This is a genomic window from Bacillus sp. J41TS8 (assembly GCF_018333035.1).
Classification (GTDB): domain Bacteria; phylum Bacillota; class Bacilli; order Bacillales; family Bacillaceae; genus Bacillus; species Bacillus paralicheniformis.
Window position 1 is genome coordinate 1 of the sequence record NZ_BORF01000004.1, and the last position, 24,223, is coordinate 24,223.

Genomic DNA, 24,223 nt, shown 5'->3' on the forward strand with positions numbered 1-24,223 from the left:
GTGAAGAATTTCTTGTGTAGAACATTAGAATGACACCGTCCTTTTCAATCCTTTTCTTTATTATAAAATGAAAAAATGGATAATTTAAGGAAAAAAATAAGACTGTCGAGATTTTCTCGACAGCCTGGCTGTCCTTTACAGGACAGCTCTTTTTTTCTCTGTAGCGCATGAAAACGATTTGCTATACACTTGATTTAGAAAAAAGACAAAAAGCGCGGTGAGACAAATGTTTAAACTGCTGTTGATCGAAGACGATGAATCGCTGTTTCAGGAAATAAAAGAGCGGTTAACCGGGTGGTCATATGAGGTGTACGGCATCAACGATTTCAGCGAAGTGATGCAGGAGTTTGCGGCGATTAAGCCTGATTGCGTCATTATCGATATTCAGCTGCCGAAATATGACGGGTTTCATTGGTGCCGGCAGATCCGTTCCCGTTCCAACGTTCCGATTCTCTTTTTATCTTCGCGCGACCATCCTGCTGATATGGTCATGTCCATGCAGTTCGGAGCGGATGATTATATTCAGAAACCGTTTCATTTTGACGTGCTGATTGCCAAAATCCAGGCGATTTTCCGCCGTGTTTACGACTATAATACGGAGCCTGAGATTTTGAAGAAAGCGTGGTGCGGTGCAACCGTTGATCCCGAACAAAACCGCGTCAGCAATAAGGCGGGGTCGATTGAACTGACAAGGAATGAAATGTTCATATTAAAACAATTGATCGACCAAAAAAACAAAATTGTCAGCAGGGAAGAATTGATGAGAAGCTTATGGAATGATGAGCGCTTTGTCAGCGATAACACGCTGACGGTCAACGTAAACCGTTTGAGAAAAAAACTGGATGCCTTGAACTTGGGGCAATTTATCGAGACAAAGGTCGGCCAGGGTTATATGGCGAAAGAAGAAGGATGATGAGAATGCTGAAAGCGTTTTTGACCGAGAGGCGAAGCTGGATCGCCATATTTGTCTTGCAGCAGATCGTCTTTCTGTTTATCGCTTATGTTGATGCATCCATACCTTTTACGTCGATTTTATATATGACCTATTTGTCTTCATTTATTTTTATCGTTTTTGTACTCGTCCGCTTTCGGAGGGAAACGAAGTTTTATAAAAGCCTGGAAGAATGGGATCACAATCTCGATGTGACAAACATTCGAGAGGCGGAAACGCCTTTCGAAACGATGATTGAAAAAAGCATAGCCGAACAAACGAAACAGTTAAAGCAAGAGGCGGCGCAGCATCGCCTGGCATTGGAGAATGAAAAAGATGAGCTCATGGCCTGGATACATGAAGTCAAAACGCCGCTTACCGCCATGCATTTGATCATGGAGACGATTGACGATCAATCATTAAAATCGAGACTCGACTATGAATGGCTGCGCGTTCACCTGCTGCTCGATCGCCAGCTTCATCAAAAGCGGATGTCATTTATCGAAAATGACTTGTCTCTTGAAGCTCTAGAGCTCAAACCTTTAATCTTTAAAGAACTAAAAGATTTGCAATCATGGTGCATTCCAAAAGGGATCGGGTTTGATATACAGCTTGAGGCCGGGGAAGTGCTCAGCGATGCGAAATGGCTGTCTTTTATCATGAGGCAGCTGCTGACAAACGCAGTGAAATACAGCGAAGCATCCGATATTTTGATTAAAAGCTATGAACAAGATGGCCAGGTGCATCTCGCAGTTCAAGATTTTGGACGGGGCATCGATCCAAAAGATATACCGCGTGTGTTTGACAAAGGTTTCACATCAACAACGGAGCATCATGATCAGGCCGCCACGGGAATGGGGCTGTATTTGGCGAAAAAAGCGGCAAAGCCGCTCCTGATTCATATCGAGGTTGATTCTAAACCAGGAACGGGGACAACCTTTACGCTGATTTTTCCGAAGCGGAACGAATTTTCCCGTGTGCTTGGCGTGTGACAAAAGTGTCACACGCTTTTCTTTTTTGTTCGCTGAATCGAAGGAAAACGGCTGTCCTCCTTTCTATAATAAAAATATCCAGTCAAAAGGAGATTTTAAAAATGATGATTTTAGAAGCGAAAAAAATACGAAAAAGCTATGGAAATAAGCACAATAAACACGAAGTGTTAAAGGGAATCGACATTCAGATCCAAAAGGGTGAATTTGTCAGTATTATGGGCCCGTCAGGTTCAGGCAAAACAACATTGCTCAATGTTCTGTCCTCTATTGACCAGGTGAGCGGCGGAACGATTAACATCAACCAAGCTGAGATGACGAATCTGAAGGAAAAACAGCTTGCTGAATTCAGGAAGCAGCATTTAGGATTTATCTTTCAAGAATACAATTTGCTCGATACGCTGACAGTGAAAGAAAATATCCTTCTGCCGCTGTCGATTACGAAAATATCAAAAAAAGAAGCCGGTCAAAAATTTGAGGAAGTCGCGAAAGAATTAGGCATCTTTGAGCTGAAGAATAAATATCCGAATGAAATTTCCGGCGGGCAAAAACAGCGCACATCAGCAGCCAGGGCGTTTATTCATGAACCGAGCATTATTTTCGCTGACGAACCGACCGGTGCGCTTGATTCGAAATCCGCATCAGACTTGTTAAACAAGCTGAGCCAGTTAAATCAAAAGCGCCGGGCCACAATCATTATGGTCACCCATGATCCCGTCGCCGCGAGCTTCTGCAGCAGAGTGGTTTTCATTAAAGACGGACAAATTTATACGCAGCTGAATAAAGGCGGACAAGACAGGCAGATGTTCTTTCAGGACATCATGAAAACGCAAGGCGTGTTAGGCGGGGTTCAGCATGAGTATTAATCAGCTAATCTTCCGCAACCTGAAAAAGAATATACGGAACTATTACCTTTATGTGTTTGCGTTAATCTTCAGCGTGGCGCTTTATTTTGCGTTTGTTACGCTGCAGTATGATCCGGCGATCGATGAAGTGAAGGCATCGATAAAAGGCGCAGCGGCTTTGAAAGCAGCTTCCATTCTTCTAGTGGCAGTAGTAGCAGTTTTTATTTTGTATGCCAATACGATTTTTATTAAGCGGCGCAGCAAAGAAATCGGTTTATTCCAGCTAATCGGCATGAGGAAGCAAAAAATCTTCCGTATTTTAAGTTTGGAAAATGTCATGCTGTATTTCGGCTCTTTGGTCATTGGGGTGTTTGCCGGGTTTTCGATCTCAAAGCTCGTGCTTATGACTTTATTTAAAATAGTTGATGTTCAAGCTGAAACCGAATTGAATTTTTCCGGAGAAGCGCTTATGCAAACTGTCATTGTATTCTGCGGAATCTACCTGCTGGTGATGGTGATGAATTATACGTTTATCAAAAAGCAAAGCATTTTGTCATTATTTAAAGCGACATCAGCTACGGAAGATAAGGTAAAGAGAATATCCGTTTTTCAAATGATCATTGGCTTATTGGGCATCTTGTTTATTTTGTCGGGATATTACATTTCTACTGAGTTGTTCAGCGGAAAATTCAAGACCATAGATGAGCTGTTTTATGCGATGAGCTTTATTCTCGGTACCGTTATCATCGGAACGTACCTCTTTTATAAAGGATCGGTCAGCTTTGTCTCCAACATCATCCGCAAAAGCAAAGGAGGCTACTTAAATATTTATGAAGTGCTGTCCCTTTCATCGATCATGTTCCGGCTGAAATCAAACGCTCTATTATTAACGATCATCACCACTGTTACGGCACTGGCGATCGGTTTGTTATCCTTGTGCTATATTTCGTACTACTCTGCAGAGAAAGCCGCCGAACAAAATGTAGCGGCTGATTTCGCTATGACAAATCAAAAGGATGCAAAACGGTTCGAACAACTATTGGATGAAAACAACATTTCATACAGCAAAAAAGAAATTCATGTCATTCAGGCGACTTTCAATCTGGAACAAGTTGTCGAAGGGGATCCTGAAAATATGGCTGGTGACCCGGGGAAATTACCCCTCGCCGTAGTCAGCGATGCAGAGATTGACGGGATTGACGTGCACAAAGGAGACGTCATTTTCTCAGGATATAACGACCTTCTCCAGAAACTTATGGCTTTAAAAGAGACGGGGGCCATTAAGGTAAAGAGCGAGCATGAGACGATTCCATTAAACTATTTAGGGCTGAGAAAAGAGTCCCTCTTATCCTTCAACTTTACCAGCGGCGGATTGCCTGTAGCCGTTGTGGATGATGCGCTGTTTAAACGTCTGAGCCAAGACAAAGATCCAAAATTACAGCAGAAGTCGAGTCTTTTTTACGGGATCAATTTAAAAGATGAAGATCAGATTCAGCAGGCAAATGAATTGTTTGCAACAGTGAATCAAAACGATCAGCATTTATCGCTCCTCGATGCAAGCACAGCTCAAAAATCGCTTTTCGGACTTGCCATGTTTATCGTAGGATTTCTAGGACTTACGTTTCTGATCACATCAGGATGCATCCTTTACTTTAAACAAATGGACGAAAGCGAAGATGAGAAACCGAATTACACGATCTTGAGAAAACTTGGTTTCACGCGCGGGGATCTTCTGAAGGGGATACGAATCAAGCAAATGTATAATTTCGGCATTCCATTGGTTATCGGCCTGTCTCACAGTTACTTTGCTGTCCAATCCGGCTGGTTCTTATTCGGAGCAGAGGTGCGGACGCCGATGATCATCGTGATGGTGCTGTACACCGTTCTGTATTCTATTTTCGGTTTGCTGTCCGTTCTTTACGGTAAGAAAGTGATCAAGTCGGCGCTGTAGCTGAGCCGTGTGGAATCTAGGCCACAGCATCAGAGACGAATGAAAAGGCTGTTCCCGAGTGGGGGCAGCCTTTTTTGCTTCGCTCAACAAATATAAAAAAATGTAATTTTTATTGGATTTTAACACCTTAAATATTTTAGGAATATTGTAACAGTTCTGTGCATCGGTTAAAATATGCATAATAATGAAGCTAAACGTTGGAAAAAGTGATCTATGCTGAAAAAGAGAGACCGTTGATTATGAGTTTGTGATTCAACCATTTTGATACAAAAGAGCGATTAGTCTTCCTTATGGATGACGACTAGAACGGTTGTTTGATTATACCTTGATTAATTCCACAGCTTGCGATTGCCCAGGTACAGAAACATTCAAAATAGTGCTGAACAGGCGGGTGTATACATACGGAAGAAACGCTATGAACACTTGCTGTCAGTTGCAATAGAGAAGAAAAAGTAGAAAGGAGCTTTCTATTGGGCTTTTGGGAAGAAGAACATAAAAACAAGAACATTATGATCGGTGATGACGGATTGGACATCCTTCACGATGCAGTAGAGAAATTCTATAAAATGTCCAAGGTGCATTTAGATAGGGAACCGGATTTAGACGAATTTTTCGTAACATTACTTCATGTATTGAACACAAATGGAGATTCATTTTTTCCGGAGCTAAACGAAAGACAAATTACAGATATAAAAGCTTCAACAAAAAAAGCAAAATCTCTATCAAAAATTGTGCCCGGCGCTATTATTGAGATTCCCTTAGAGGAGATAAATAAATACAACTATGCATGTGTTTTGGAAGGGAACTTGGCAAAACGTAAAGATGATGATGTGCTAATTCAGTATTATGACATTTTTGTGGATCAGAAGCTGAATAAAGCTAAGATACTTGACTTACTAAAACAAGAAAATAAACTATTTGTAGCAAATACCGGTTACACTGGTTTTTTGCAGGGTGATTGGAAGGTTGTTTATAATGCAACTCAAGATTTGTTGAAACAATATGATGAATCCAAATTAAGATTTATTACTTATGAGGATGGAAGGTATTACATTAGTGAAGGGAAAGAAGGCTCTTTAGGTGGAGATGATATATTAACAGAAGTAGATCAGAAAACAGGTAAGGCTATTTATAACCCAATAGGAATTTTTGGTCACTTAAGTATAGAGACGATTCTAATGAAGTATTCTAACGGCACTTCAATGGAAGATATCATTAAGTATGAAACATAAATAAATATCCAGTGTGTGGCTTGATATATTAATTAGGAGTAGCCATGGTAGCTGTTAAACAATCATAAAACACCATGAGCTTTTGGAAATTTGATTAGCGGTATGGCGTTTTATGACTTAAAATCAGTTTCCAAACGATTATATTAATAGAAATCTAATTACACGCTATGCTAAAGTTATTTTTTTGCTAAAAAATTACACATTAAAAATAGCAAAAGACATCAACGGGGGTGATGATCGTGCTCAAAAATAAAGAAACGATTCTTGCATTGCTTGATGATTCATTCAAAAAGGGAGAGTTTCCATTGCTTGATAACGGAAATTTTGACTTCGCAAAAGGCAAACTTTCGGTATTTGTTGAAGGGGATAACTGGCTCTTGACGTTTCAGTTGTTCGGATTGTCAAAATTGGGGCCGGCCATTGATTTTCATGTGATAGGCAATCAAGTAACCAATCATGAAGTAAGCTTTTTAATTGATGAGCCGTTTGCGTTTTTGGACGAAAAAGGAAACAAATTAGAGTTGGAGGATGTGGAAACCGGTTTTGCAAAAAATTCGTTTAGTGTTGTCCTTAGAGAGAAAGTATTTCATTTTTTCATTGAGCAGGAAGTGCAAGCAAATATTAATGCGGAGAATGAATGGATCACCTGTTTGAGGCAGATGAGTAAAAACCGTTTATTTCTCGACACGCTCTGGCTGACAGAACATGAACAGCTCCAAACTGCAGATCTCCCGTTATTGTACGATCAATTGTATTCAACAGAAACGTGGATACATCCAGAAACAGAAAAGGATTTGCCAAGTCTTTCTCCTTTCTTTCAATCAATTGCCGAAGCAATTTGCCGTAAAAAGGCATTATATCTACCGGACCATGCCGATGGAAATACAGAGTGGCCAATGTGGGCATCCACAGATTCTGTCGATTATTTTTAAAAAGGTATTTAAGGGAGAAATACATTGATTAAAAGCAGAGAAATTCTTAGTTTATTAGACGATGAATTTAGTGAATTAAACCGACCGATTTTTGAATGGCGCGAATGTAACTATATCGGCAGTAAGTGTACGTTAATGCGGTTAAATAAAGAACATTGGTTACTTTCAATACAATGCTTTCAAATAGATGATAAAGGGCCTTTTCTGTCTATTCATGCATACAGCAACAGTTTTTCAGACAACTACAGCTTAATCATTATTGACGACTTCTCTTTAACGACCAAAGCAGGTGAGCTGGTAACATATTATGAAAGTAATCTAGATCAATTAAGCGAAGTATCCAAAATTGAAATTGCGGAAAGTCTTTACTGTATAAAAGCTAACCAGAGAAACAGATACCAAAAACAGACAAAAGAAGGAGCGTGGAAAACATACTTTAGAAACCTGTTTAAAGATCCTTCTTTCAGAGAGGCTCTTTGGATAAAACCCGGAAATCTTCTGAATAAATTAGGGCTACAAGACAATTATGAAGGAGTATACGAAACAGAGAATTGGGAGTATCCCGATTATTTAACTAACCCAAGTGAATTGGTTTCATTTCAATCATTTGCAGAATATCTTGAAACTGGACGAGGTCCGGTTTGTGCAGGAGTCCCAAATAATGATTGGGAAAAGTGGGAAGATTACGATATCGACTAAAGCATGTAGGAAAGCCAATATCTACAATATGTGGGGAGAATCACATTCGATAACAAAAGAGGTGTCAGATGTGGAAAAACCTGAATTATCGGACTGTATCTGTAAAATGAAAGAGGTGCTAAAAGGAGATATGACGAGAGAGGAACTTTCGGATTGGGCAGGGGGTTATGTATACGCTGACGATCCGGAAGTAGAAGATGAGAGGGTATGGAATTTGTTGATTTTACTAAGCGGATTCGATTTAAAGGATTCACCTGAAACATATTTGCATGATAAAGAGGAACTAAAGGATTGGATAGAAGAATACTGGAATGGCCCCATTGGTGAGGCGAGAAAGTGCAGCAACGAACGTTTCGATTAGGAAAAATAGATATCTACTTTCCCGACTCTGTCATCAAGAAATATTGGTTTTATGCAGATGTGGCAGCATTATTGAATCAAGAAACGACAGAGCAGGCTGTCTCTCTCATTAGAAAAGAATTAAAGCAAAGAGGATTCGGGAGGATAGCCCTTGATTCAGAAGCCGATGGAACTTCAGTTTCCAATCGGGATGGCCAAAAAGTGTTTGAAGTGGCCGCGGTTATAAATGAACTGCATAATCCTTCCTTTATGGTACCTCAAGAACTGCGCGACAGTTTTAAAGAAGAGATCGTGAACTATAAGATTCCTAAAGGACAAAAATATAAAATTGGGGATAAGATCATTGTACCTGAAAGGCATAACACTTACTTTCATGTCATGCAGATGATAGATGAGTATGAAGGCAGTGCGGTCTGCATTCTGTTCAATAAGGTTTACAAGGGAATGGACGAGGCGGCTGCAGCAGAAATTGGGAAAGACTTATTAAAAGAACACGTCTTCGCGGCAGTGTGTTTACAAGAAAGCTATATTATCGATTATACCTTTAAGGTTATCAGCTCAAATCATGAGCCGCTCGCTCGTGTATTGTATACAAATCGAAGAAACCGTTTATTAGACGAAACCTTTCCGGATATATCAATTCAAGAATTGTTTGAGTTAGAACGGAATGCTGCAAATAGTGACTTTATGAAGGAAAGCAGACAAAAGCTATCATATCTGACCTGGATTAACTAGAAGGAGTGCGGTCCGTGTGTAAATTAAATACCGAGTCTTTGACGAGTATAGGAAATCTGGATGTGATCAACCTTCTGCATTACCATTCACTGTACTCATCCGATCTTCTGTCAAACAATGACCTCATTACATTTTTTGAACATCTCGATTTTAACCAGATTCTTATCGAAGTTATGGGAGCGCCCGGTTTCATAGAGGAAATGATCCCATTCATTGAAGATAAACAATTTGCTGTAAATGCCCTATCAAAAAGGCTCATCCACGTTGAGTGCATGTTTACTAAAGAAGAATTGCTAGAAAGACATAAGCTGACAGAATACCTCTCTTTTCTTGCATCAATCAATGATTTTGTTGTTTTAATAGCAGACCCTGTTCACAATAAAAAATATTTTAACAGCGTGACTCAAAAGGTTGATGTACGTATCGAATCAAAGGAGAAGGTCATCTGGTTTGAATTTGATGCGACTGATGTCTATGTCGTGGAATAATGCATCATCAAAGGGGCGTTTTTCTTCCCTGACTGAATAATAATAAAGGACTGAATAAAAGAGGTGAGTTCTTACTTTTTAGAATCCGGTGGGCATTAGATATTGAAAAGGTTGAGGGACACTTTAAACTTTATTAAAAGAATTGAAGATTTATATCAAGAGGATAATTACGGGTGCGAGCCCGTTTATTGGTAGTTTGTTTTCTTAGGAGGAAACCTTTTGGAACATATCTTTTACGGAAAAAGTTTCAGTCGACCGATCGGCTATAAAATCATGTTTGAAGAGTCACCGCGAGATGATCATCATCATGTCGGTGGGGATGAGTGGAATCTGCCGAATTGCAGGCTCTGCGAGACTCCGATGCATCAGCTTGTTTGTCTTGATTTAAAGGATGACCGGCTGAGCGAGTTGAGAGGGGAGCACTGTGAAGAACTGGTTTTGTTTTCATGCTTAAATTGTTCAATGCTCTGGGAGGAGCAATTTTTTAAGCTCGATTTTCAAAATCGCTCTGCAGCTGTCATCAAACAAGAACAGGAAGAGTTTGAAAAGGCTGATGACGAAGATCAAATAACGGCTCCGTTGCGGCATGTCCCGGTTTCGCTTGTCGAGATGGAAGCTGAAGATTATCCTACTTCTGAAGAGAGGTACGATGAGATTTTTACAGCACTCGGGACCGCATATTTTGGCCGCGTATTTGGCAAGCCTTTGCTCGCAGAAGATGAGCTTGATTTGACTTGCTGTGAATGCGGACAAGACATGACGTTTGTCGCTTTAATAACAGGTGAGAATGACTTCGACGAAAAATATGGAGATTTGTTTTTTGGAGAGGTGATCCTTTATTTTTCGCTCTGTCCGGCATGTCATATTCTTAAAGTCGAAGCTCAAAGTATATAAACGTGATTGTGAAGGACGATGAACAATGGACATATGGTCTGATTTAGCGTTTGATGGCACTCATCCTAAGGTGTGTTTTAACGGTTCACGAATTTTCACGAACCGTGAATATGAGGCATACCTTGAACAAGCCTGCCATTTTATCTATAAGATCCTGCCCGGAGAGGTGGGTAAGAAGAAGGAAATTCAAATTGGATTTTCGCTCAGAAGTCCATCTGACGAACCCTGCCGTTCCAGGCTTTCCATGCTACTCAGTCAGAAAGCATCATGACATTGAATCAGGCCGGTATTTGGGCGGATTACAAAAATATCTTGAATGGAAAGCGCGCGATGTATGCAATGATTAAGCTCCAATTTTCTTTTGACAAAACAGAATTTTTGACGATCCGCGGGTGAATGACAATGAAGAAAAGATACAGATATTATCGGCTTGATGCTGATACTGTAAATCAACTGAATGATATGGACAAGCGCTTGTCAGGACCGCTTCCGGCCGATTTGGATGCGTTTGAACAAGACGGGCACGGCTTGTCAGGGGATTTTTACGAGTATTTTGCGCTCGTCGCCGGCAGTTTGGGTTACGTTTTGGCGGATAAAAAAATGCCTCAGGCCCAGCGCCAATCACTAGAAAAATCGTTTTTTGAACTTAATCCAAAAGACAAAATCGAAAATTACCCTGAGACTTTTCATGTGGTGGCCATGCATGAAAACGTCAGGAGATTGTTGTGTTCGATCATAAACCGCAGGGAGACTTGATCATACCAATACAGAGGTGACTATAGTGGAGTTGTGCAAACACGAAAAGCTTAATCTGGAAATACCGGAGTTTTCACCGGTTCATATTAAAGAAATTATCCGGTTTCAATACTACAAAGAATTTCATGATGGAAAAGACATTAGTTCAATCGATATGACGGTTCTCTATGAAGATGAGAATGCCAGCTATCATATTGATTTGACATTTAAGGAGGTTTCTTCTGTTCGGTTAACCGATTTTGATCGGCATGGCGGTTTCAAAATCGATCAATTTAACGCCGGCTGGGAGAATATCAATTATGTTGTTGAAGATTATGAAGACGGGACGTTTCAATTTTATTGCCATACATATGATGTTTCACGCATTGAGCGAATCGTGCCAAGGCTCCACAAAAAAGAGGTCGGGGCTTTATTAAAGGCTTCGAAAGAGAAGCGGTACGAGTATTTTATTAAAAGAATCGCCGATTTTGAAGAGGTATGGTCATTATATGGCGACGGCTGGGTGATGACGGAGGATGATGACGGCCGCAAAATGATTCCATTCTGGCCGGCCAAGGACTATGCCGAATTGTGCGCAGTACAGGAATGGAGCGCATGCACAGCCAGACCGATCGATCTCGAAGACTTTGTGAATGAGTGGCTGCCGGGCATGAAAGAAGACGGAATTCAGCCGTCCATCTTTTTCAACTCGAGAGACGCTATTATATCGCCGATCGATTCTCTCTTGGAAGACATCTTGGCGGAATTGGAGAATTATTAAATGTATCGGAAAGGTGATGGTAAAAACAGCAGTGAGCTGCATCTCTTCCGGCAGGCAGCAGACAAATTATTAAATGCAGAAAAGGAGTTTCCAAATCTTGTGTTCAGACAGAAGTTCCGATAATTCTGTTTCGAAGAATTTCATTGGGTGTTGTCAGATGATAGCTGGCATATGCTAAGCCAATTGGCAGCTGCTTCAGGCGATGAGTATATTGTGATGGGAGGAATTGAGGAGTGGTCAGACACTTGGGTGAAGCTTCCCGTTGATATGTCGTCTGAAGCGTATCTTTCGGTTTTGACAAAGGGTTCGGATCAGAATGAAGACATGATAACGCTGGCTTCTAGAGTTGTGTGGATGTCTCCTTCACAAAAATGGGTTATCTACGGCTCTCGTACCTCTGAAATATGTGTCATCGGCTTTAATGATGATGTATGGAGGGAAAGTCTGAAGTCTTGGCAGCCGCTCAATGATATCGTGCTGGGGTGGGTTTCTGTCATATTTTACACCCAGACCATTCCCCCGGATTTGCAGGAAATTTTTCAGAGGCATTACGGAGAAAAGACGTGGAGGACAACTGACATGTTTTTAAAAGAGGTTCAGATGGTCGATGGATATGGGGAAGATTTGCAAGGCGAGTCAACATGTATCACAGAGATGTTTTTGTGGGAACTGGGTAAAACGTTTAAAACGAACGACTGTCAAGCGATTTTCTTTATATGCGGTGACTTTGGAGAGATGAAACTGGTAAAAACAGTCGAGGAAGAACCTGATATGCTTTGTCCAAAACACAGTTATGAAGCGGAGATTCCTTTTGATTTGCCCGCTTTCCAAAAGCTGCAGAGTTACGAGAAAAAAGTGATGATGGCAGGCGTACTGGAAGAAGCGATGCTGTTTGTAGCGGAACAGCGTAACTGGGATAAAGTGGCTGTTGCTAAGGCTTTTGCAAAGATGAGGCAGAAAGATTACAAACACCAGTTTAAAGCATGGCGGCCGAAAATGAGTCCGAATTTTAAATTAAAGGCGTACCCTCTGGTCGAGCTTGATATATACTCGTTCAGATTATATTTAGTGATTGAAGACAGAAAGAAAAATGTGATTGCTAAAGGGGTGGTGGCTGAAACCGAAACTTTTGTTGAGGACATCGCATACTATATGGACAGGCTGGAATGGTTGTCGAATGATGAAGTGGTGATATATACAATAGCTCACAAGCCGTCGTATTTCAGTCTGCGGGTAAACGGGAGCAGCAAATTTGTCAAACAGCAAAAGGAGAACGATACCCAATGAGCTGGACCGTTTTAAGCAGCCGGGAAAATGATGAAGTGTGGACAAAGGTGAATCGGGTCGTCAAATGGAAGCCCGGCTTTCAATGTTCAAAGATGAAGCCGCCGCGGCCGTTTATTGTCTATGATGTGTCCGCAGGGTTTAAAGCAGACGGCCGGTTTCTTGCCGATTTGGAGGAGATGATGATCGGCGCCTTCAAGGCGTGTACAGATCCGCTGGAGACGATGTACGCACTCGATTGGCAGCATGAAGGATATATGTTTCGTCCGCACGGACCGCTTCCTAAAGATGAATATGGGGATTGGCCGGTTCCGATCTTTCCAAATGGGGATTACTATTTCTTTTTCCAGCGGAATTTTGAATGGGGCGTGCTTGGCGACCCTTCGCGGAAAACGATGACCGTTTATGGAGAAAAACTGCTCTATCATATTGAACACCATCCGCCGGTTATTTTTAGAAAAGCATAATCAAAAGCCCATCGGACTCATCCGATGGGCTTCCTCATTTCCTACAGCTCAACCTTGTAGAGCGTTTGCTGCTGTCCGCCGCCCGGGCCGCCTCTTGCGCCCTGTTGTACGGAGCTGTCTGAATTGTTCGTTGTACTGTTGTATTCGTCAGACGAAATTTCGGTTCCGTTTTCTTTGATCCAGGAGACGAGCTCACTGTTGCCTGAGTTGTCGCTGATCAGGAAGTATTTTACTTTTCCTTCTTTGACGAGGTTTTTCAGCTCGCTGACCGACAGGATCGGGTCTGTGCCATTGAAGCCTCCGAGCGCCATGACATTTTCGTCGGCATTGATGATATACGGGGCTGCGGTTACTGTTGTCAATGTCGCGAACAGGTACTCTTCACCGGTATTATTTTTCCGGAGGTATGTGAGCAATCCTGTGTCCACATCCGAGCTGAACATTCCGCCTCCGTTGGAGCTTTGCAGCTGAGGCCCCGATTCAGGAAGAACGCTGTTTCCTCCGTAAAGGATCGGTGTTGCCGACCAATAGACCGGTGTCAAAAGAAGCACGCACAAGCTGATGATGGTGAGCTGCTTTCCGAATGGATGACTTCGCTTCAGTATCAGTAAGGCGATGGTGACACCAAGCCCCATGATTCCCATGACATACATCCAGGCGCTGTCGATTTGGTTTGTATAAGCACTTAAAATGTACACTTGGAATGCTGCCGTTGTCAGAACGGCCGCCGGCAGCAAATAGCTTGCCCAGTCTTTGTGATTTTTGTAAAGGCCGTACATTGCGTACCAGCCGATTCCTGACAGCGCGGCGATCGGCGGAGCCAGCATAATCAGGTAGTAGTGGTGAAAGAATCCGGCGATGCTGAAGAACCCGGCGACAGGAACGAGCCATGCGGCCCAAAAGATTGTTTCTTTCATTTCGCCCGTTTTTTCGCGGCGGCTGCGGTACCAGCTGATGATCATGCCGAGCAGTCCGAATAATGCGAATGGAAGCATCCAGCTGATTTGGCCCGATAAAGCCGATTGGAAGAGCCGCAGCGGTCCTGCGTCACCGGTGCCGAACATGTTCATGCTCTGTCCGCCGCCTTGACCTCCTCCTGGTCCGCCATTGCCTCCGCCCGGTCCGCCACCGGTTGGCGGCTGACTGCCGCCGTTTGCCCCTTGAGAACTGCCGTCAGACGAACCGCCCGCGCCCGGCGGCTGCATCGCGCCGTTTTGTCCATTGGAGCCGCCGGATGAACGGTTTCCGTCTTGAGTTTGCGCATTGCCGTCGGTCGCGCTGTCCGCGCCTGGCGGCTGCATTGCGCCGTTTTGTCCATTGGAGCCGCCGGACGAACGGTTTCCGTTCTGAGCTTGGGCATTGCTGTTCGGCTGCTGCATGTCTCCTCCAAAACCGTTCATATCGCCGCGGGCGTTGCCTGTCGTCTGGCCGAGCAGCCGCTCTGTGCCGTTGTAGCCGAAAGCCAGTTCCAGCACGGAGTTGGTTTGGCTGCTTCCGACATACGGGCGGCTGTCGGCTGATGTATAGTCGACAGCAAGCGCCCAAGAAAGCGAAACGCCGGTGAGAACAATAAGCGATAAAACCGCTGACACGATTTTTTTCTTCCAATTCGCATGGGCCGCGATGAGATAAAACAGCAAGAACGCGGGAAGCACCATAAATGCCTGAAGCATCTTCATATTGAACCCGAGGCCGATGAGGCCAAATGCAGCGAGAAGCCAGAGCAGCCTGCCTTGTTTGACCGCCTTCATCAGGCACCATGTACTAAGAAGGAGCGTGAAGACGAGCATGCTGTCGATATTATTCGTCCGGCTTACGGCTACCGCGATCGGCGTCAGCGCCATCACTAGCGCTGAAATGCGGGCGGCGCCTTTTCCGAATTTCGGCTTAATCAGTGCGTAAAGCAAATAGACGGAACCCGTTCCTGCAAGCGCCTGAGGCAAAATCACACTCCACGTATGCACGCCGAAGATTTTCGCACATATAGTCTGAATCCATAAAACGACGGGCGGCTTATCTACTGATACGAATCCGGAAGAGTCGAATGACGCAAAGAAGAAATTGTGGAAGCTTTGCGTCATGCTTTTGACCGCCGCCAAGTAATACTGGTTGGCGGCATCGTCCTGCCAAATGTTGTATGTATTCAGAATAAGAGCTGCCAACAAAATAAGAATCAGAATGACATCAAGTTGTTTGTTTTTTATTTTCATCATCACTTTCACCTCTTTATGTTCCCTATTCTAGAAGAAAAATATGAACAAGTTATGAATAAAAAGGGAACAATCTATTTTTATTTGAATGGAAAAAAATAAATATTTTTTGGAAAAAGGTGTGTACTTTTTTCTTTTTGCGCTGTATACTGTACTACAACAGAAATATAAAACAAAAAACTGTTCTATAAAAAGGAGAGTGACACAAATGAGCTTGAAAAGTCCGATGGAATTTTTCAGAACGCTTCCCAAAAAAACTTGCCCTGAATGCGGCGAAAAGATGGAGGAGCAGGCTGAATCTTACTTTATGGAATGCGAGCGCTGTCTTTCCAAAAAAGGCGAGTAAGCAAACTGTTTTATAACAATGCATGTAAAGGGGTAGGGAGACATGAAAACAGAGGAGAAGAGAATTCACATCACCGGATCGATGAATCCGCAGTATGAAGAGATTTTGACAAAAGAAGCGCTGGAGTTTATCGGACGTCTTGAACGCCATTTTGGGGGAAGAAGACGGGAATTGCTGCATTTGCGGACGATCAGGCAGGCTGAAATTGATCAAGGGAAGAATCCCGGTTTTTTGGCGGAAACGAAGCACATCCGCGAGGCAGACTGGACGGTCGCGCCGCTCCCCCGGGATTTGGAGGACCGCAGGGTTGAAATCACCGGCCCGGTCGACAGAAAAATGGTCATCAATGCTTTAAATTCAGGAGCGAAAGTCTTTATGGCCGATTTTGAAGATGCGAACTCGCCAACGTGGAAAAACTGCATTGACGGCCAGGTTAATTTACGGGACGCGGTTCGCGGAACGATTTCCTTTACGAATGAACAAGGCAAACGCTATGAGCTGAAAGAAAACCCCGCCGTCATCATTGTAAGACCAAGAGGATGGCACTTGGAAGAAAAGCATGTGCTGATCGGCGGCAAGCCCGTGTCAGCAAGCTTGTTCGATTTTGGCCTTTATTTTTTCCATAACGCAAAAGAGCTGATCAAAAAAGGAAGCGGTCCTTATTTCTACCTTCCAAAAATCGAAAACCATCTGGAAGCAAGGTTGTGGAACGACGTATTTGTTTATGCGCAAAACGATTTGCGCATTCCGCAGGGCACCATTAAAGCGACGGTTCTCATTGAAACGATCCTGGCTGCTTTTGAAATGGATGAAATCCTCTATGAATTGAAGGAGCATTCAGCTGGACTTAACTGCGGCAGGTGGGATTATATTTTCAGCTTTATTAAGAAATTCAGGAACAGGGATGACGTCATTCTTCCGGACCGCTCAACCGTGACGATGACGGTTCCAAACATGAGAGCCTACTCCCTCTTGGCGATTCAAACGTGTCATAAACGCAACGTCCATGCGATCGGGGGAATGGCGGCGCAAATTCCCGCTAAAGACAAACCTGAGATCAATGAAGCCGCATTTGCCAAAATCCACGAAGATAAGGAACGTGAAGTAAAAGACGGCCATGACGGAACATGGATCGCACATCCCGGCATGATTCAAACGGCGCTCGATGTATTCAATCAGCATATGCCGTCGGCGAACCAGATTCATAGAAAGCGGGAAGACGTAAAGGTCGAAGAAAAAGACTTGCTGGAAGTACCGCAAGGCCGGATTACAGAAGCAGGCGTCCGTACTAATATCAGCGCCGGCATCCGTTATTTAGCTTCATGGCTGTCGGGCAGAGGCGCCGCTCCGATTGACCACTTAATGGAGGACGCAGCAACGGCGGAGATTTCCAGAGCCCAGCTTTGGCAATGGATTCGCCATCCGAAAGGGGTTCTTGACGACGGCCGGAAAGTGACCTCCGAAATGGTCAAGATGATGAAAGAGGAAGAAATGCAGAAAATCTTCGAAGAAGCCGGCATAGAACATTTTCGGAGCGGCCGGTTCGAAGAGGCCGGACAGTTATTTGAACAGCTGATTTTGGATGATGAATTCGCGGAATTTCTAACGATACCCGCTTATGAAAAAATATGATGGGGGAATGTGCGATGCTGAAAGAAAAACAACTCGCAGAAAGCTGGGAGCATGAAGAACGCTGGAAAGGGATCACAAGGCCGTATCAGGCGGCTGACGTCATTCGGCTGAGGGGCACGCTCGAGATTGAATACACGATTGCAAGGAGCGGCGCCGAAAAGCTGTGGAAGCTTCTCCACACAGAGGATTTCGTCCCGGCGCTGGGCGCTTTGACCGGAAACCAAGCCATGCAGCAAGTAAAAGCCGGATTGAAAGCGATTTATTTAAGCGGCTGGCAGGTGGCTGCCGATGCCAATATGTCAGGGAGCATGTATCCTGACCAAAGCCTTTATCCGGCAAACAGCGTGCCGGAAGTCGTCAAAAAAATCAACCGCACGCTGCAGCGCGCCGATCAAATTCACCATATGGAAGGAAAAGAAGACATCGATTGGTTTGCTCCGATTGTGGCCGACGCTGAAGCGGGCTTCGGCGGACAGCTGAATGTGTTCGAGCTGATGAAAAGCATGATTGAAGCCGGCGCCGCGGGAGTTCACTTTGAAGATCAGCTGTCGTCTGAGAAAAAGTGCGGGCATTTGGGCGGAAAAGTGCTGCTTCCAACGCAAACGGCGGTGCGTAATTTGATTGCCGCGCGCCTCGCCGCTGACGTGATGGGAGTCCCGACCATTCTTATTGCCCGTACGGACGCGAATGCGGCCGACCTGATCACAAGCGACGTCGATTCATATGATGCGCCGTTTTTGACCGGAGAGCGAACAGCGGAAGGGTTCTTCAAAACAAAGCCGGGCCTTGATCAGGCGATTGCCAGAGGTTTGGCGTATGCGCCTTATGCCGATTTGATCTGGTGTGAAACGTCTGAGCCTAATATTGAAGAAGCCCGCCGGTTTGCACAGGCGATCCATGAAAAATTCCCGGGCAAACTGCTCGCCTACAACTGCTCCCCTTCGTTCAACTGGAAGGCCAAACTGGATGACAACACGATCTTGAACTTCCAGAAACAGCTCAGTGAAATGGGCTATAAATTTCAATTTGTCACACTGGCAGGCTTCCACGCCTTAAACCACGGCATGTTTGAATTGGCCCGCCAATATAAGCACCGCGGAATGGCGGCGTACTCTGATCTGCAGCAGGCCGAGTTTGCCAGCGAAGTCCACGGCTATACGGCGACAAGGCATCAGCGCGAAGTCGGAACGAGCTACTTTGATGAAGTCGCCCAGGTTGTGACAGGCGGGACTTCATCAACCACTGCACTGAAGGGATCGACTGAAGCGGAACAATTTCAATCATAAAAACGTAAAAAGCCGCCCAATCACGGGCGGCTTGCTTGTTGTCTATCAAGTTAGCAATTGACATCATTGGAAGGGGCGGTAAAAGGGTTTTCCCTAATAACAGTCAGTGTCTGATGATTCTTGTTGTTTCTTTTGGCCGGCCGATTGTCTTTGCTGAAAGAATAGAACAAATACACAGCCATTGTCAAAATCAAGATAAACATCATCATAAATATCCCCTCCAAATTTTTTTGTCTTCACTATATTAGACGAACAAGCCTGCAAAAAGGTTTCAGAAAATTAACATTTTTCCATAAATATTTTACCCGCTGCATCTTCTGTATGAAACCCGGCGGTTTTATACAAGAATAAAACTGAAAAACTCAGGTTGACATCATAATCATTGATGTGTAGAGTAAAAGTTAATGTAATAGGAAGTCCACTAGGGGAGCCGTAAGCCGGCTGAGACAAGAAGCGATCTTGGACCCTTTGAACCTGATCTAGTTCATACTAGCGTAGGGAAGTGGAGCCGGTGTCTTTATGATTTCATCATACAAAGGCCGCTCCATTTTGGGGCGGCTTTTTTTGCGTATAAAGCGGCTCGCTCCCCCTGTGCCTTCCTTATAAAACCGATTGCTGAGGAGGCTATCTACATGAGTTTTTCTGCAGAACTTCGCCGCGAGGCAGACCCTATTTTTGAAGCCATTTTTGAACATCCGTTTGTATTGGGGCTGGCGTCCGGGAGGCTGAAAAAGGAGCAGCTTATTCATTATGTGAAGCAAGATTACGAGTATTTGAACGCTTTTATTCAAATCTACGGAATTGCGATTTCCAAGTGTCAAAACCGGAAAGACATGGAGATGTTTCATGAGCAGATTTCGTTTGTATTAAACAGCGAAGTGCACCCGCACAACAACCTGTGCCGGGCCGCGGGGGTGGCGTATGAATCTCTGCAGGGCTATCCGCTTGCACCTTCTGCCCATCATTATATCCGCCATATGCTGACGGCGGCGCACGAAGGCACGCTGGGAGAGATATTAGCCGTCTTGCTGCCTTGTCCGTGGACATATTGGGAGATCGGAAAAAAATTGATGATGGACGTTCAGCCTGACCCGTCGCATCCATTTTATGACTGGATCTGTTTTTACGGAGACAGAACCGATTCGATCACGACAAAGTTTTGCGCCCGCCTGGATGAATGGGCCGAAACAGCGGGCAAGGCTGAAAAAGAAAAAATGAAGGAGCTCTTTTTGCAAAGCTGTCAGCTTGAATACGGCTTTTGGGAGATGGCTTATACGGTTGAAAATTGGCCTGTGGAAATGGAGGCGGTGAGACGATGAATTGGAACATGAAAGAAGTCGTGATGGCAGTGATCTTGTCTGTTGCATGCGGCGTCATTTACTTAGGATGGTCCACCTTGTGGATCCCTGTTTCAGCTATTGTCGGGCCCGTCGGAGCGAACTTTATGTTCGGCATTTGGGTGATCGCCAGCCCGATTGTCGCTTATATCATCCGTAAACCGGGGGCGGCGCTGATTGCCGAGACGGCGGCTGCGGCGGTCGAACTGCTGACCGGAAGCCACTTTGGGCTGTCAGCATTATTAATCGGTGTGTTCCAGGGAGCCGGTGCGGAAATCGCGTTTGCGATCTTTCGCTATAAGCGTTATAACTTGTTTACCCTTATGCTTTCCGGTGCGCTTGCCGCGGTCGGAAGCATGACATACAGCCTGATGGCGAACGGTTTTGCCTACTATACGACGCAAACGCTGATCTTGACGCTTATCATCCAAATCATCAGCGGCATTGTACTCGGCGGCTGGCTGGCAAAAGCCGTTGTCGAAGCGCTTGCGAAAACGGGAGTCCTGAACCAGTATGAGATCATGAAGGAACAGCGGAAGAAGGATGATGCCGATGCGTTCATTTCTCGGATGCAATAACCTTTCCGTCCGTTTTTATCATCGTCCTGAAACAGTCCTGGACCGGGTCTCGCTGTCGATTGGGCAGGGCGAAAAAGTGCTGATACTCGGTCCGAGCGGAAGCGGCAAATCGACGCTGTTGTCCGTGCTTTCCGGCATCATTCCTGAACATATCGAAGCTGAAGTCACAGGCGAAGTCAATCGCAGAAAGAGCGCCGGCGTTATGTTTCAGGATCCGGATTCGCAGTTTTGCATGCTTCATGTTGATGAGGAAATCGCTTTTAGCCTAGAAAACCGGTCCGTCTCCCGAAAAGATATGGACGGCATCATCTCGGAGCTGATGGAGCAAGTCGGCTTAAAGATAGATAAGAAAACGCCGATCGAAACCTTGTCAGGCGGGATGAAGCAGAGACTGGCATTAGCGTGCCTGCTCGCTCTGGAGCCTGAAGTGCTGTTTTTTGACGAGCCGACGGCGCAGCTGGACCCGGCCAGCCGGAAAGACATCTTTGCCTTGCTTCGTAACGTTTCCCGAAAAAGCGGACAGACGATGGTGTTCATCGAACACGTGCTGGACGGCTGTATCGAGTGGATGGACCGCGTCATTCTTTTCAATGGAAAGGGACAGATCATCGCTGACGGAAAGCCGGAAGAAATCGTGAAACATTTTCAGCAGGAGATGAAAGCGGCGGGCATCTGGCAGCCGAAACTGTACCCTGCGGTATGGGAAGATGTCATCACACAAGATGATCATCCGCTCGCCGTCAAGCTCTCTTCTACATTGAAAATGAAAGAGAAGGAGGCGAAAAACAGGCCTTCAGCGGACAGAGACATATTGATCCGTGCAGACGATGCGGCGATTGGCTATCGGAAAAAGATCGTGGCCGACGGCATCACCCTTGAGATTCCAAGGGGGGAATGGATTTCGGTCATCGGCGAGAACGGCAGCGGAAAGAGTACGTTTTTAAAAAGTCTGATCAGGCTTGAAGCGGTCAAAAAAGGGCGCCTTTATCTGGAGGATCGGGAGCTGAAGAAATGGTCCGACCGTACGCTCTATGAGAAGGCCGGCTTTGTTTTTCAAAATCCCGAGCTTCAATTTATTCGGGACACGGTGTTTGATGAGATCGCGTTCGGGGCGAGACAGCGGGGCTGGCCGGAGGACCGGGTCGAAAAGAAAACGGCTGAATTGCTGCGGGAATTCGGACTTGACGCTCATCAAAAAGCGCACCCCTTTACATTAAGCCTCGGGCAGAAACGGCGTTTAAGCGTTGCGACAATGCTTTTGTTTGACCAGGATCTGCTGCTGCTTGACGAGCCGACATTCGGTCAGGACGAAAGGACGGCGCAAGAATTAATCAAGCGGTTAAAGGAACGGCAGGAACGGGGAACGACGATTGTGATGGTGACGCACGACATGGACATCGTAGATGAGCATTCCGGCCGTGTCATCGTGTTTCATCAAGGGAAAGCGGCATTTCAAGGAACGCCGTATCGATTATTTTCTGATCAAGGCCTCGTCCGCCGCTTTTCATTGATACCGCCGCTTCATTACCGGTTCATGCATGAAAGAAAGGAGAGGGTTCCCGTATGAAAAGCAATGGTTCACTTCTTTCGGCATTGAACCCGAGCGCCAAGCTCTTTTCCCACCTCCTGGTCATGTGCTTGCTCATGTTTGTTTCAAATCCGAAACCGACTCTATTCATTTGGCTGTTTGCGGTTGCCATCGGAATTTTTTTCGGGGGATGGACTTTGTCTTATTTAAGTAAGCGGCTGTTGCCTTATCTCGTCTTTTTTATTCTCGTCTTTTGGATGATGGCCGCTTTTGGAAAAGGCGAGGAAACGATTTGGGAATGGGCCTGGTTCCGCGTCACCGAGGAAAGCGTCGGCAATGGGCTGACAATCGCGCTCCGGATGCTCGGGTTTGTCACATACGGTCTTTTGTTTACATCAACAACCGATTTGACGCAGTTTATTATGAGCCTGGTTCATCAATGCAGGCTGTCGCCTAAATGGGCTTATGGCTTGCTGGCCGGCTTCCGTTTTGTCCCGCTTTTTCAGTCTGAGCTTTCGCAAATGAAGGCGGCGCACAAAATCAGGGGCTATAAGCAAAAAAACAGCTGGAAGGCGTTTATTCGCTATGCGCTGCCTTTGTTTTCGCAAGGCATCCGCAAGTCGGAAAGAATCGCCGTTGCCATGGAAGCGAGAGGGTTTACCGGTGCAAAAGACCGCACCTACTATCAAACAGCGCGGCTTTCCGGAAAAGACTTCGTTTATTTTGCGGGTCTGGCGTCAGTCACAGCGGGAATTTTGCTCATTTTTTAAGAGGGTTTTTTACAGGGCCGCACTGCGGCTCTTTTTTTATAAATCGGGCATTCTGTAAAATGTAAATATTTCGGACGTTGACTGAAACATATTGACCTAGGCCAAAAAGATTGTACAATCAATGTGTACCATATGAAAAAAGAAATATAAAAAATCCCCTTACAAGATGGGAGTGGCGCGATGTGAAAATTGCCAAAGTGATCAACAACAATGTGATCAGTGTTTTAAATGAACAGGGTCAGGAATTAGTGGTCATGGGCAGGGGAATCGCTTTTCAAAAAAAGCCTGGGGAAGCGGTGGATGAATCGAGAATCGAGAAGATTTTCAGGCTTGATAATAAAGATGTATCAGAAAGATTTAAGACGCTGTTGGACGAAATTCCGATCGAATTTATGGAAATGTCTGAAGAAATTATCTCCTATGCGAAATTAAAGCTCGGCAAGAAGCTGAATGACAGCATTTATGTCTCGCTGACCGACCATATTCATTTCGCCGTCGAACGGCATAAAAAGGGTCTGGATATTAAAAACGCCCTGCTTTGGGAGACAAAACGGCTGTATAAAGATGAGTTCGCCATCGGCAAAGAGGCGCTGGCCATCATTGAAAAGAAGACGGGGACAGCTCTTCCGGAGGATGAAGCCGCTTTTATCGCACTCCATATCGTAAACGCCGAGCTGAATGAAGAAATGCCGAACATCGTCAATATTACGAAAGTCATGCAGGAGATTTTAAGCATCGTCAAATATCACTTTCATATCGATTTTGATGAAGAATCGCTTCACTATTACCGCTTCATTACCCATTTGAAATTTTTCGCGCAGCGGCTGTTCAGCGGAGCCTATATGGAAAGCCGGGACGACTTTTTATTTGAAACCGTCAAAAATAAGTACCGCGACGCTTATGTGTGTACAAATAAAATCAGGCAGTACATCGAAAAAGAATACGGTCATCAGCTCACAAACGAAGAGCTTCTGTATTTGACGATTCATATCGAGCGGGTCGTTCATCAAAAATAGAGGATGATGCTAAAATGAAAGCGTTGACAATTGGATAAATGTATGCTACTTTTTACTTACATCAACTTATACAGGTTGTTAGGATTGTTACTGATCATGCAGGCAAAACCTAAATGACTGTGAGCGGGATTCTTATGCCCTTGTTTTTCACAGTGATTTAGGTTTTTTTATTTTCATCATGTCTTAAAACGGGATTG

At 44.7% G+C, this 24,223-nt stretch carries 26 protein-coding genes and 1 riboswitch; of the genes, 24 read left to right on the forward strand and 2 right to left on the reverse strand.

From position 1 onward, the window contains the following. Positions 1–226 precede the first annotated feature (226 nt). The 16 genes from KI350_RS07000 (at position 227) to KI350_RS07075 (ending at position 13,323) form a co-directional block, all read left to right on the forward strand. Positions 227–913, forward strand: coding sequence for a response regulator transcription factor (locus tag KI350_RS07000; RefSeq protein ID WP_065644330.1), 687 nt, complete (start codon positions 227–229; stop codon positions 911–913). Between the two features lie 5 nt (positions 914–918). Next, positions 919–1,923: a sensor histidine kinase gene (locus tag KI350_RS07005; RefSeq protein ID WP_212930452.1), complete on the forward strand. Its 1,005-nt coding sequence runs from the start codon at positions 919–921 to the stop codon at positions 1,921–1,923. Positions 1,924–2,024: 101 nt separating this feature from the next. Then, positions 2,025–2,786 (forward strand): ABC transporter ATP-binding protein, encoded by a 762-nt coding sequence (locus KI350_RS07010; protein ID WP_020453508.1) that lies wholly within the window; start codon positions 2,025–2,027, stop codon positions 2,784–2,786. Then, positions 2,776–4,716 carry an ABC transporter permease gene (locus KI350_RS07015; protein WP_025810554.1) on the forward strand — a complete coding sequence of 647 codons (1,941 nt, stop codon included), beginning with the start codon at positions 2,776–2,778 and terminating at the stop codon, positions 4,714–4,716. The genes KI350_RS07010 and KI350_RS07015 overlap by 11 nt, the downstream gene beginning before the upstream one ends. 470 nt (positions 4,717–5,186) lie before the next feature. Continuing rightward, on the forward strand, positions 5,187–5,948 hold the full coding sequence (locus tag KI350_RS07020; protein WP_065644333.1) for an Imm26 family immunity protein: 762 nt from the start codon (positions 5,187–5,189) through the stop codon (positions 5,946–5,948). 239 nt (positions 5,949–6,187) lie between these two features. Next, positions 6,188–6,880 carry a DUF7003 family protein gene (locus tag KI350_RS07025; RefSeq protein ID WP_106070944.1) on the forward strand — a complete coding sequence of 231 codons (693 nt, stop codon included), beginning with the start codon at positions 6,188–6,190 and terminating at the stop codon, positions 6,878–6,880. Positions 6,881–6,904: 24 nt separating this feature from the next. Next, positions 6,905–7,579, forward strand: coding sequence for a DUF7003 family protein (locus KI350_RS07030; RefSeq protein WP_065644335.1), 675 nt, complete (start codon positions 6,905–6,907; stop codon positions 7,577–7,579). A gap of 28 nt (positions 7,580–7,607) precedes the next feature. Next, complete coding sequence (locus KI350_RS07035; RefSeq protein ID WP_306420063.1) at positions 7,608–7,940, forward strand: DNA-binding protein; 333 nt, start codon at positions 7,608–7,610, stop codon at positions 7,938–7,940. Further along, complete coding sequence (locus KI350_RS07040; protein ID WP_065644336.1) at positions 7,916–8,674, forward strand: hypothetical protein; 759 nt, start codon at positions 7,916–7,918, stop codon at positions 8,672–8,674. The genes KI350_RS07035 and KI350_RS07040 overlap by 25 nt, the downstream gene beginning before the upstream one ends. Positions 8,675–8,688: 14 nt before the next feature. Beyond that, a complete protein-coding gene (locus KI350_RS07045) occupies positions 8,689–9,162 on the forward strand; it encodes a hypothetical protein (protein WP_223254822.1) in 474 nt (157 codons plus the stop codon). A 219-nt stretch (positions 9,163–9,381) separates the two neighbouring features. Further along, on the forward strand, positions 9,382–10,056 hold the full coding sequence (locus tag KI350_RS07050) for a hypothetical protein (RefSeq protein WP_065644338.1): 675 nt from the start codon (positions 9,382–9,384) through the stop codon (positions 10,054–10,056). 191 nt (positions 10,057–10,247) lie between these two features. Next, positions 10,248–10,403, forward strand: a complete 156-nt coding sequence (locus tag KI350_RS07055; protein ID WP_154495462.1) for a hypothetical protein — start codon at positions 10,248–10,250, stop codon at positions 10,401–10,403. 55 nt (positions 10,404–10,458) lie between these two features. Next, positions 10,459–10,812 carry a YxiJ family protein gene (locus tag KI350_RS07060; protein ID WP_065644340.1) on the forward strand — a complete coding sequence of 118 codons (354 nt, stop codon included), beginning with the start codon at positions 10,459–10,461 and terminating at the stop codon, positions 10,810–10,812. Positions 10,813–10,837: 25 nt separating this feature from the next. Beyond that, complete coding sequence (locus KI350_RS07065) at positions 10,838–11,572, forward strand: DUF2750 domain-containing protein (RefSeq protein WP_223254821.1); 735 nt, start codon at positions 10,838–10,840, stop codon at positions 11,570–11,572. A gap of 171 nt (positions 11,573–11,743) precedes the next feature. Beyond that, positions 11,744–12,859 carry a hypothetical protein gene (locus KI350_RS07070; protein ID WP_081303615.1) on the forward strand — a complete coding sequence of 372 codons (1,116 nt, stop codon included), beginning with the start codon at positions 11,744–11,746 and terminating at the stop codon, positions 12,857–12,859. Continuing rightward, entirely contained in the window at positions 12,856–13,323 is a 468-nt protein-coding gene (locus KI350_RS07075) for a DUF2716 domain-containing protein (RefSeq protein WP_065644341.1), read from the forward strand. The genes KI350_RS07070 and KI350_RS07075 overlap by 4 nt, the downstream gene beginning before the upstream one ends. A gap of 41 nt (positions 13,324–13,364) precedes the next feature. On the opposite strand, the gene KI350_RS07080 is transcribed toward KI350_RS07075, so the two are convergent. After that, positions 13,365–15,527 (reverse strand): ArnT family glycosyltransferase, encoded by a 2,163-nt coding sequence (locus tag KI350_RS07080; protein WP_165395394.1) that lies wholly within the window; start codon positions 15,525–15,527, stop codon positions 13,365–13,367. 214 nt (positions 15,528–15,741) lie between these two features. Between KI350_RS07080 and yhfH the strand changes: the two genes are divergently transcribed. The 3 genes from yhfH to aceA are packed head-to-tail and all read left to right on the forward strand — an operon-like array spanning position 15,742 to position 18,797. Beyond that, entirely contained in the window at positions 15,742–15,879 is a 138-nt protein-coding gene (gene yhfH / locus KI350_RS07085) for a protein YhfH (protein ID WP_023856901.1), read from the forward strand. 42 nt (positions 15,880–15,921) lie between these two features. After that, positions 15,922–17,511 carry a malate synthase A gene (aceB, locus tag KI350_RS07090; protein ID WP_065644344.1) on the forward strand — a complete coding sequence of 530 codons (1,590 nt, stop codon included), beginning with the start codon at positions 15,922–15,924 and terminating at the stop codon, positions 17,509–17,511. 14 nt (positions 17,512–17,525) lie between these two features. Continuing rightward, positions 17,526–18,797 (forward strand): isocitrate lyase, encoded by a 1,272-nt coding sequence (gene aceA, locus KI350_RS07095; RefSeq protein ID WP_065644345.1) that lies wholly within the window; start codon positions 17,526–17,528, stop codon positions 18,795–18,797. A 50-nt stretch (positions 18,798–18,847) separates the two neighbouring features. Here the strand turns inward: aceA and KI350_RS07100 are convergent, their stop codons facing one another. Further along, the gene (locus KI350_RS07100; RefSeq protein WP_020453503.1) at positions 18,848–19,006 is read right to left on the reverse strand and encodes a hypothetical protein; all 159 of its coding nucleotides are present in this window, start codon (positions 19,004–19,006) and stop codon (positions 18,848–18,850) included. A gap of 204 nt (positions 19,007–19,210) precedes the next feature. Further along, positions 19,211–19,315: riboswitch (TPP riboswitch) on the forward strand. A gap of 114 nt (positions 19,316–19,429) precedes the next feature. On the opposite strand from KI350_RS07100, the gene tenA reads away from it, so the two are divergent. From tenA to licT, 5 genes are all read left to right on the forward strand, one after another. Continuing rightward, positions 19,430–20,116, forward strand: a complete 687-nt coding sequence (gene tenA / locus KI350_RS07105) for a thiaminase II (protein WP_065644346.1) — start codon at positions 19,430–19,432, stop codon at positions 20,114–20,116. Then, the gene (locus KI350_RS07110) at positions 20,113–20,712 is read left to right on the forward strand and encodes an ECF transporter S component (protein ID WP_043925260.1); all 600 of its coding nucleotides are present in this window, start codon (positions 20,113–20,115) and stop codon (positions 20,710–20,712) included. Before tenA ends, KI350_RS07110 begins: the two co-directional genes overlap by 4 nt. Further along, positions 20,687–22,279, forward strand: coding sequence for an ABC transporter ATP-binding protein (locus tag KI350_RS07115; RefSeq protein ID WP_212930453.1), 1,593 nt, complete (start codon positions 20,687–20,689; stop codon positions 22,277–22,279). The genes KI350_RS07110 and KI350_RS07115 overlap by 26 nt, the downstream gene beginning before the upstream one ends. Then, the gene (locus tag KI350_RS07120; RefSeq protein WP_020453499.1) at positions 22,276–23,010 is read left to right on the forward strand and encodes an energy-coupling factor transporter transmembrane component T family protein; all 735 of its coding nucleotides are present in this window, start codon (positions 22,276–22,278) and stop codon (positions 23,008–23,010) included. Before KI350_RS07115 ends, KI350_RS07120 begins: the two co-directional genes overlap by 4 nt. Before the next feature lie 182 nt (positions 23,011–23,192). Next, positions 23,193–24,026, forward strand: a complete 834-nt coding sequence (gene licT / locus KI350_RS07125) for a BglG family transcription antiterminator LicT (RefSeq protein ID WP_020453498.1) — start codon at positions 23,193–23,195, stop codon at positions 24,024–24,026. The last annotated feature ends 197 nt before the right edge of the window (positions 24,027–24,223 follow it).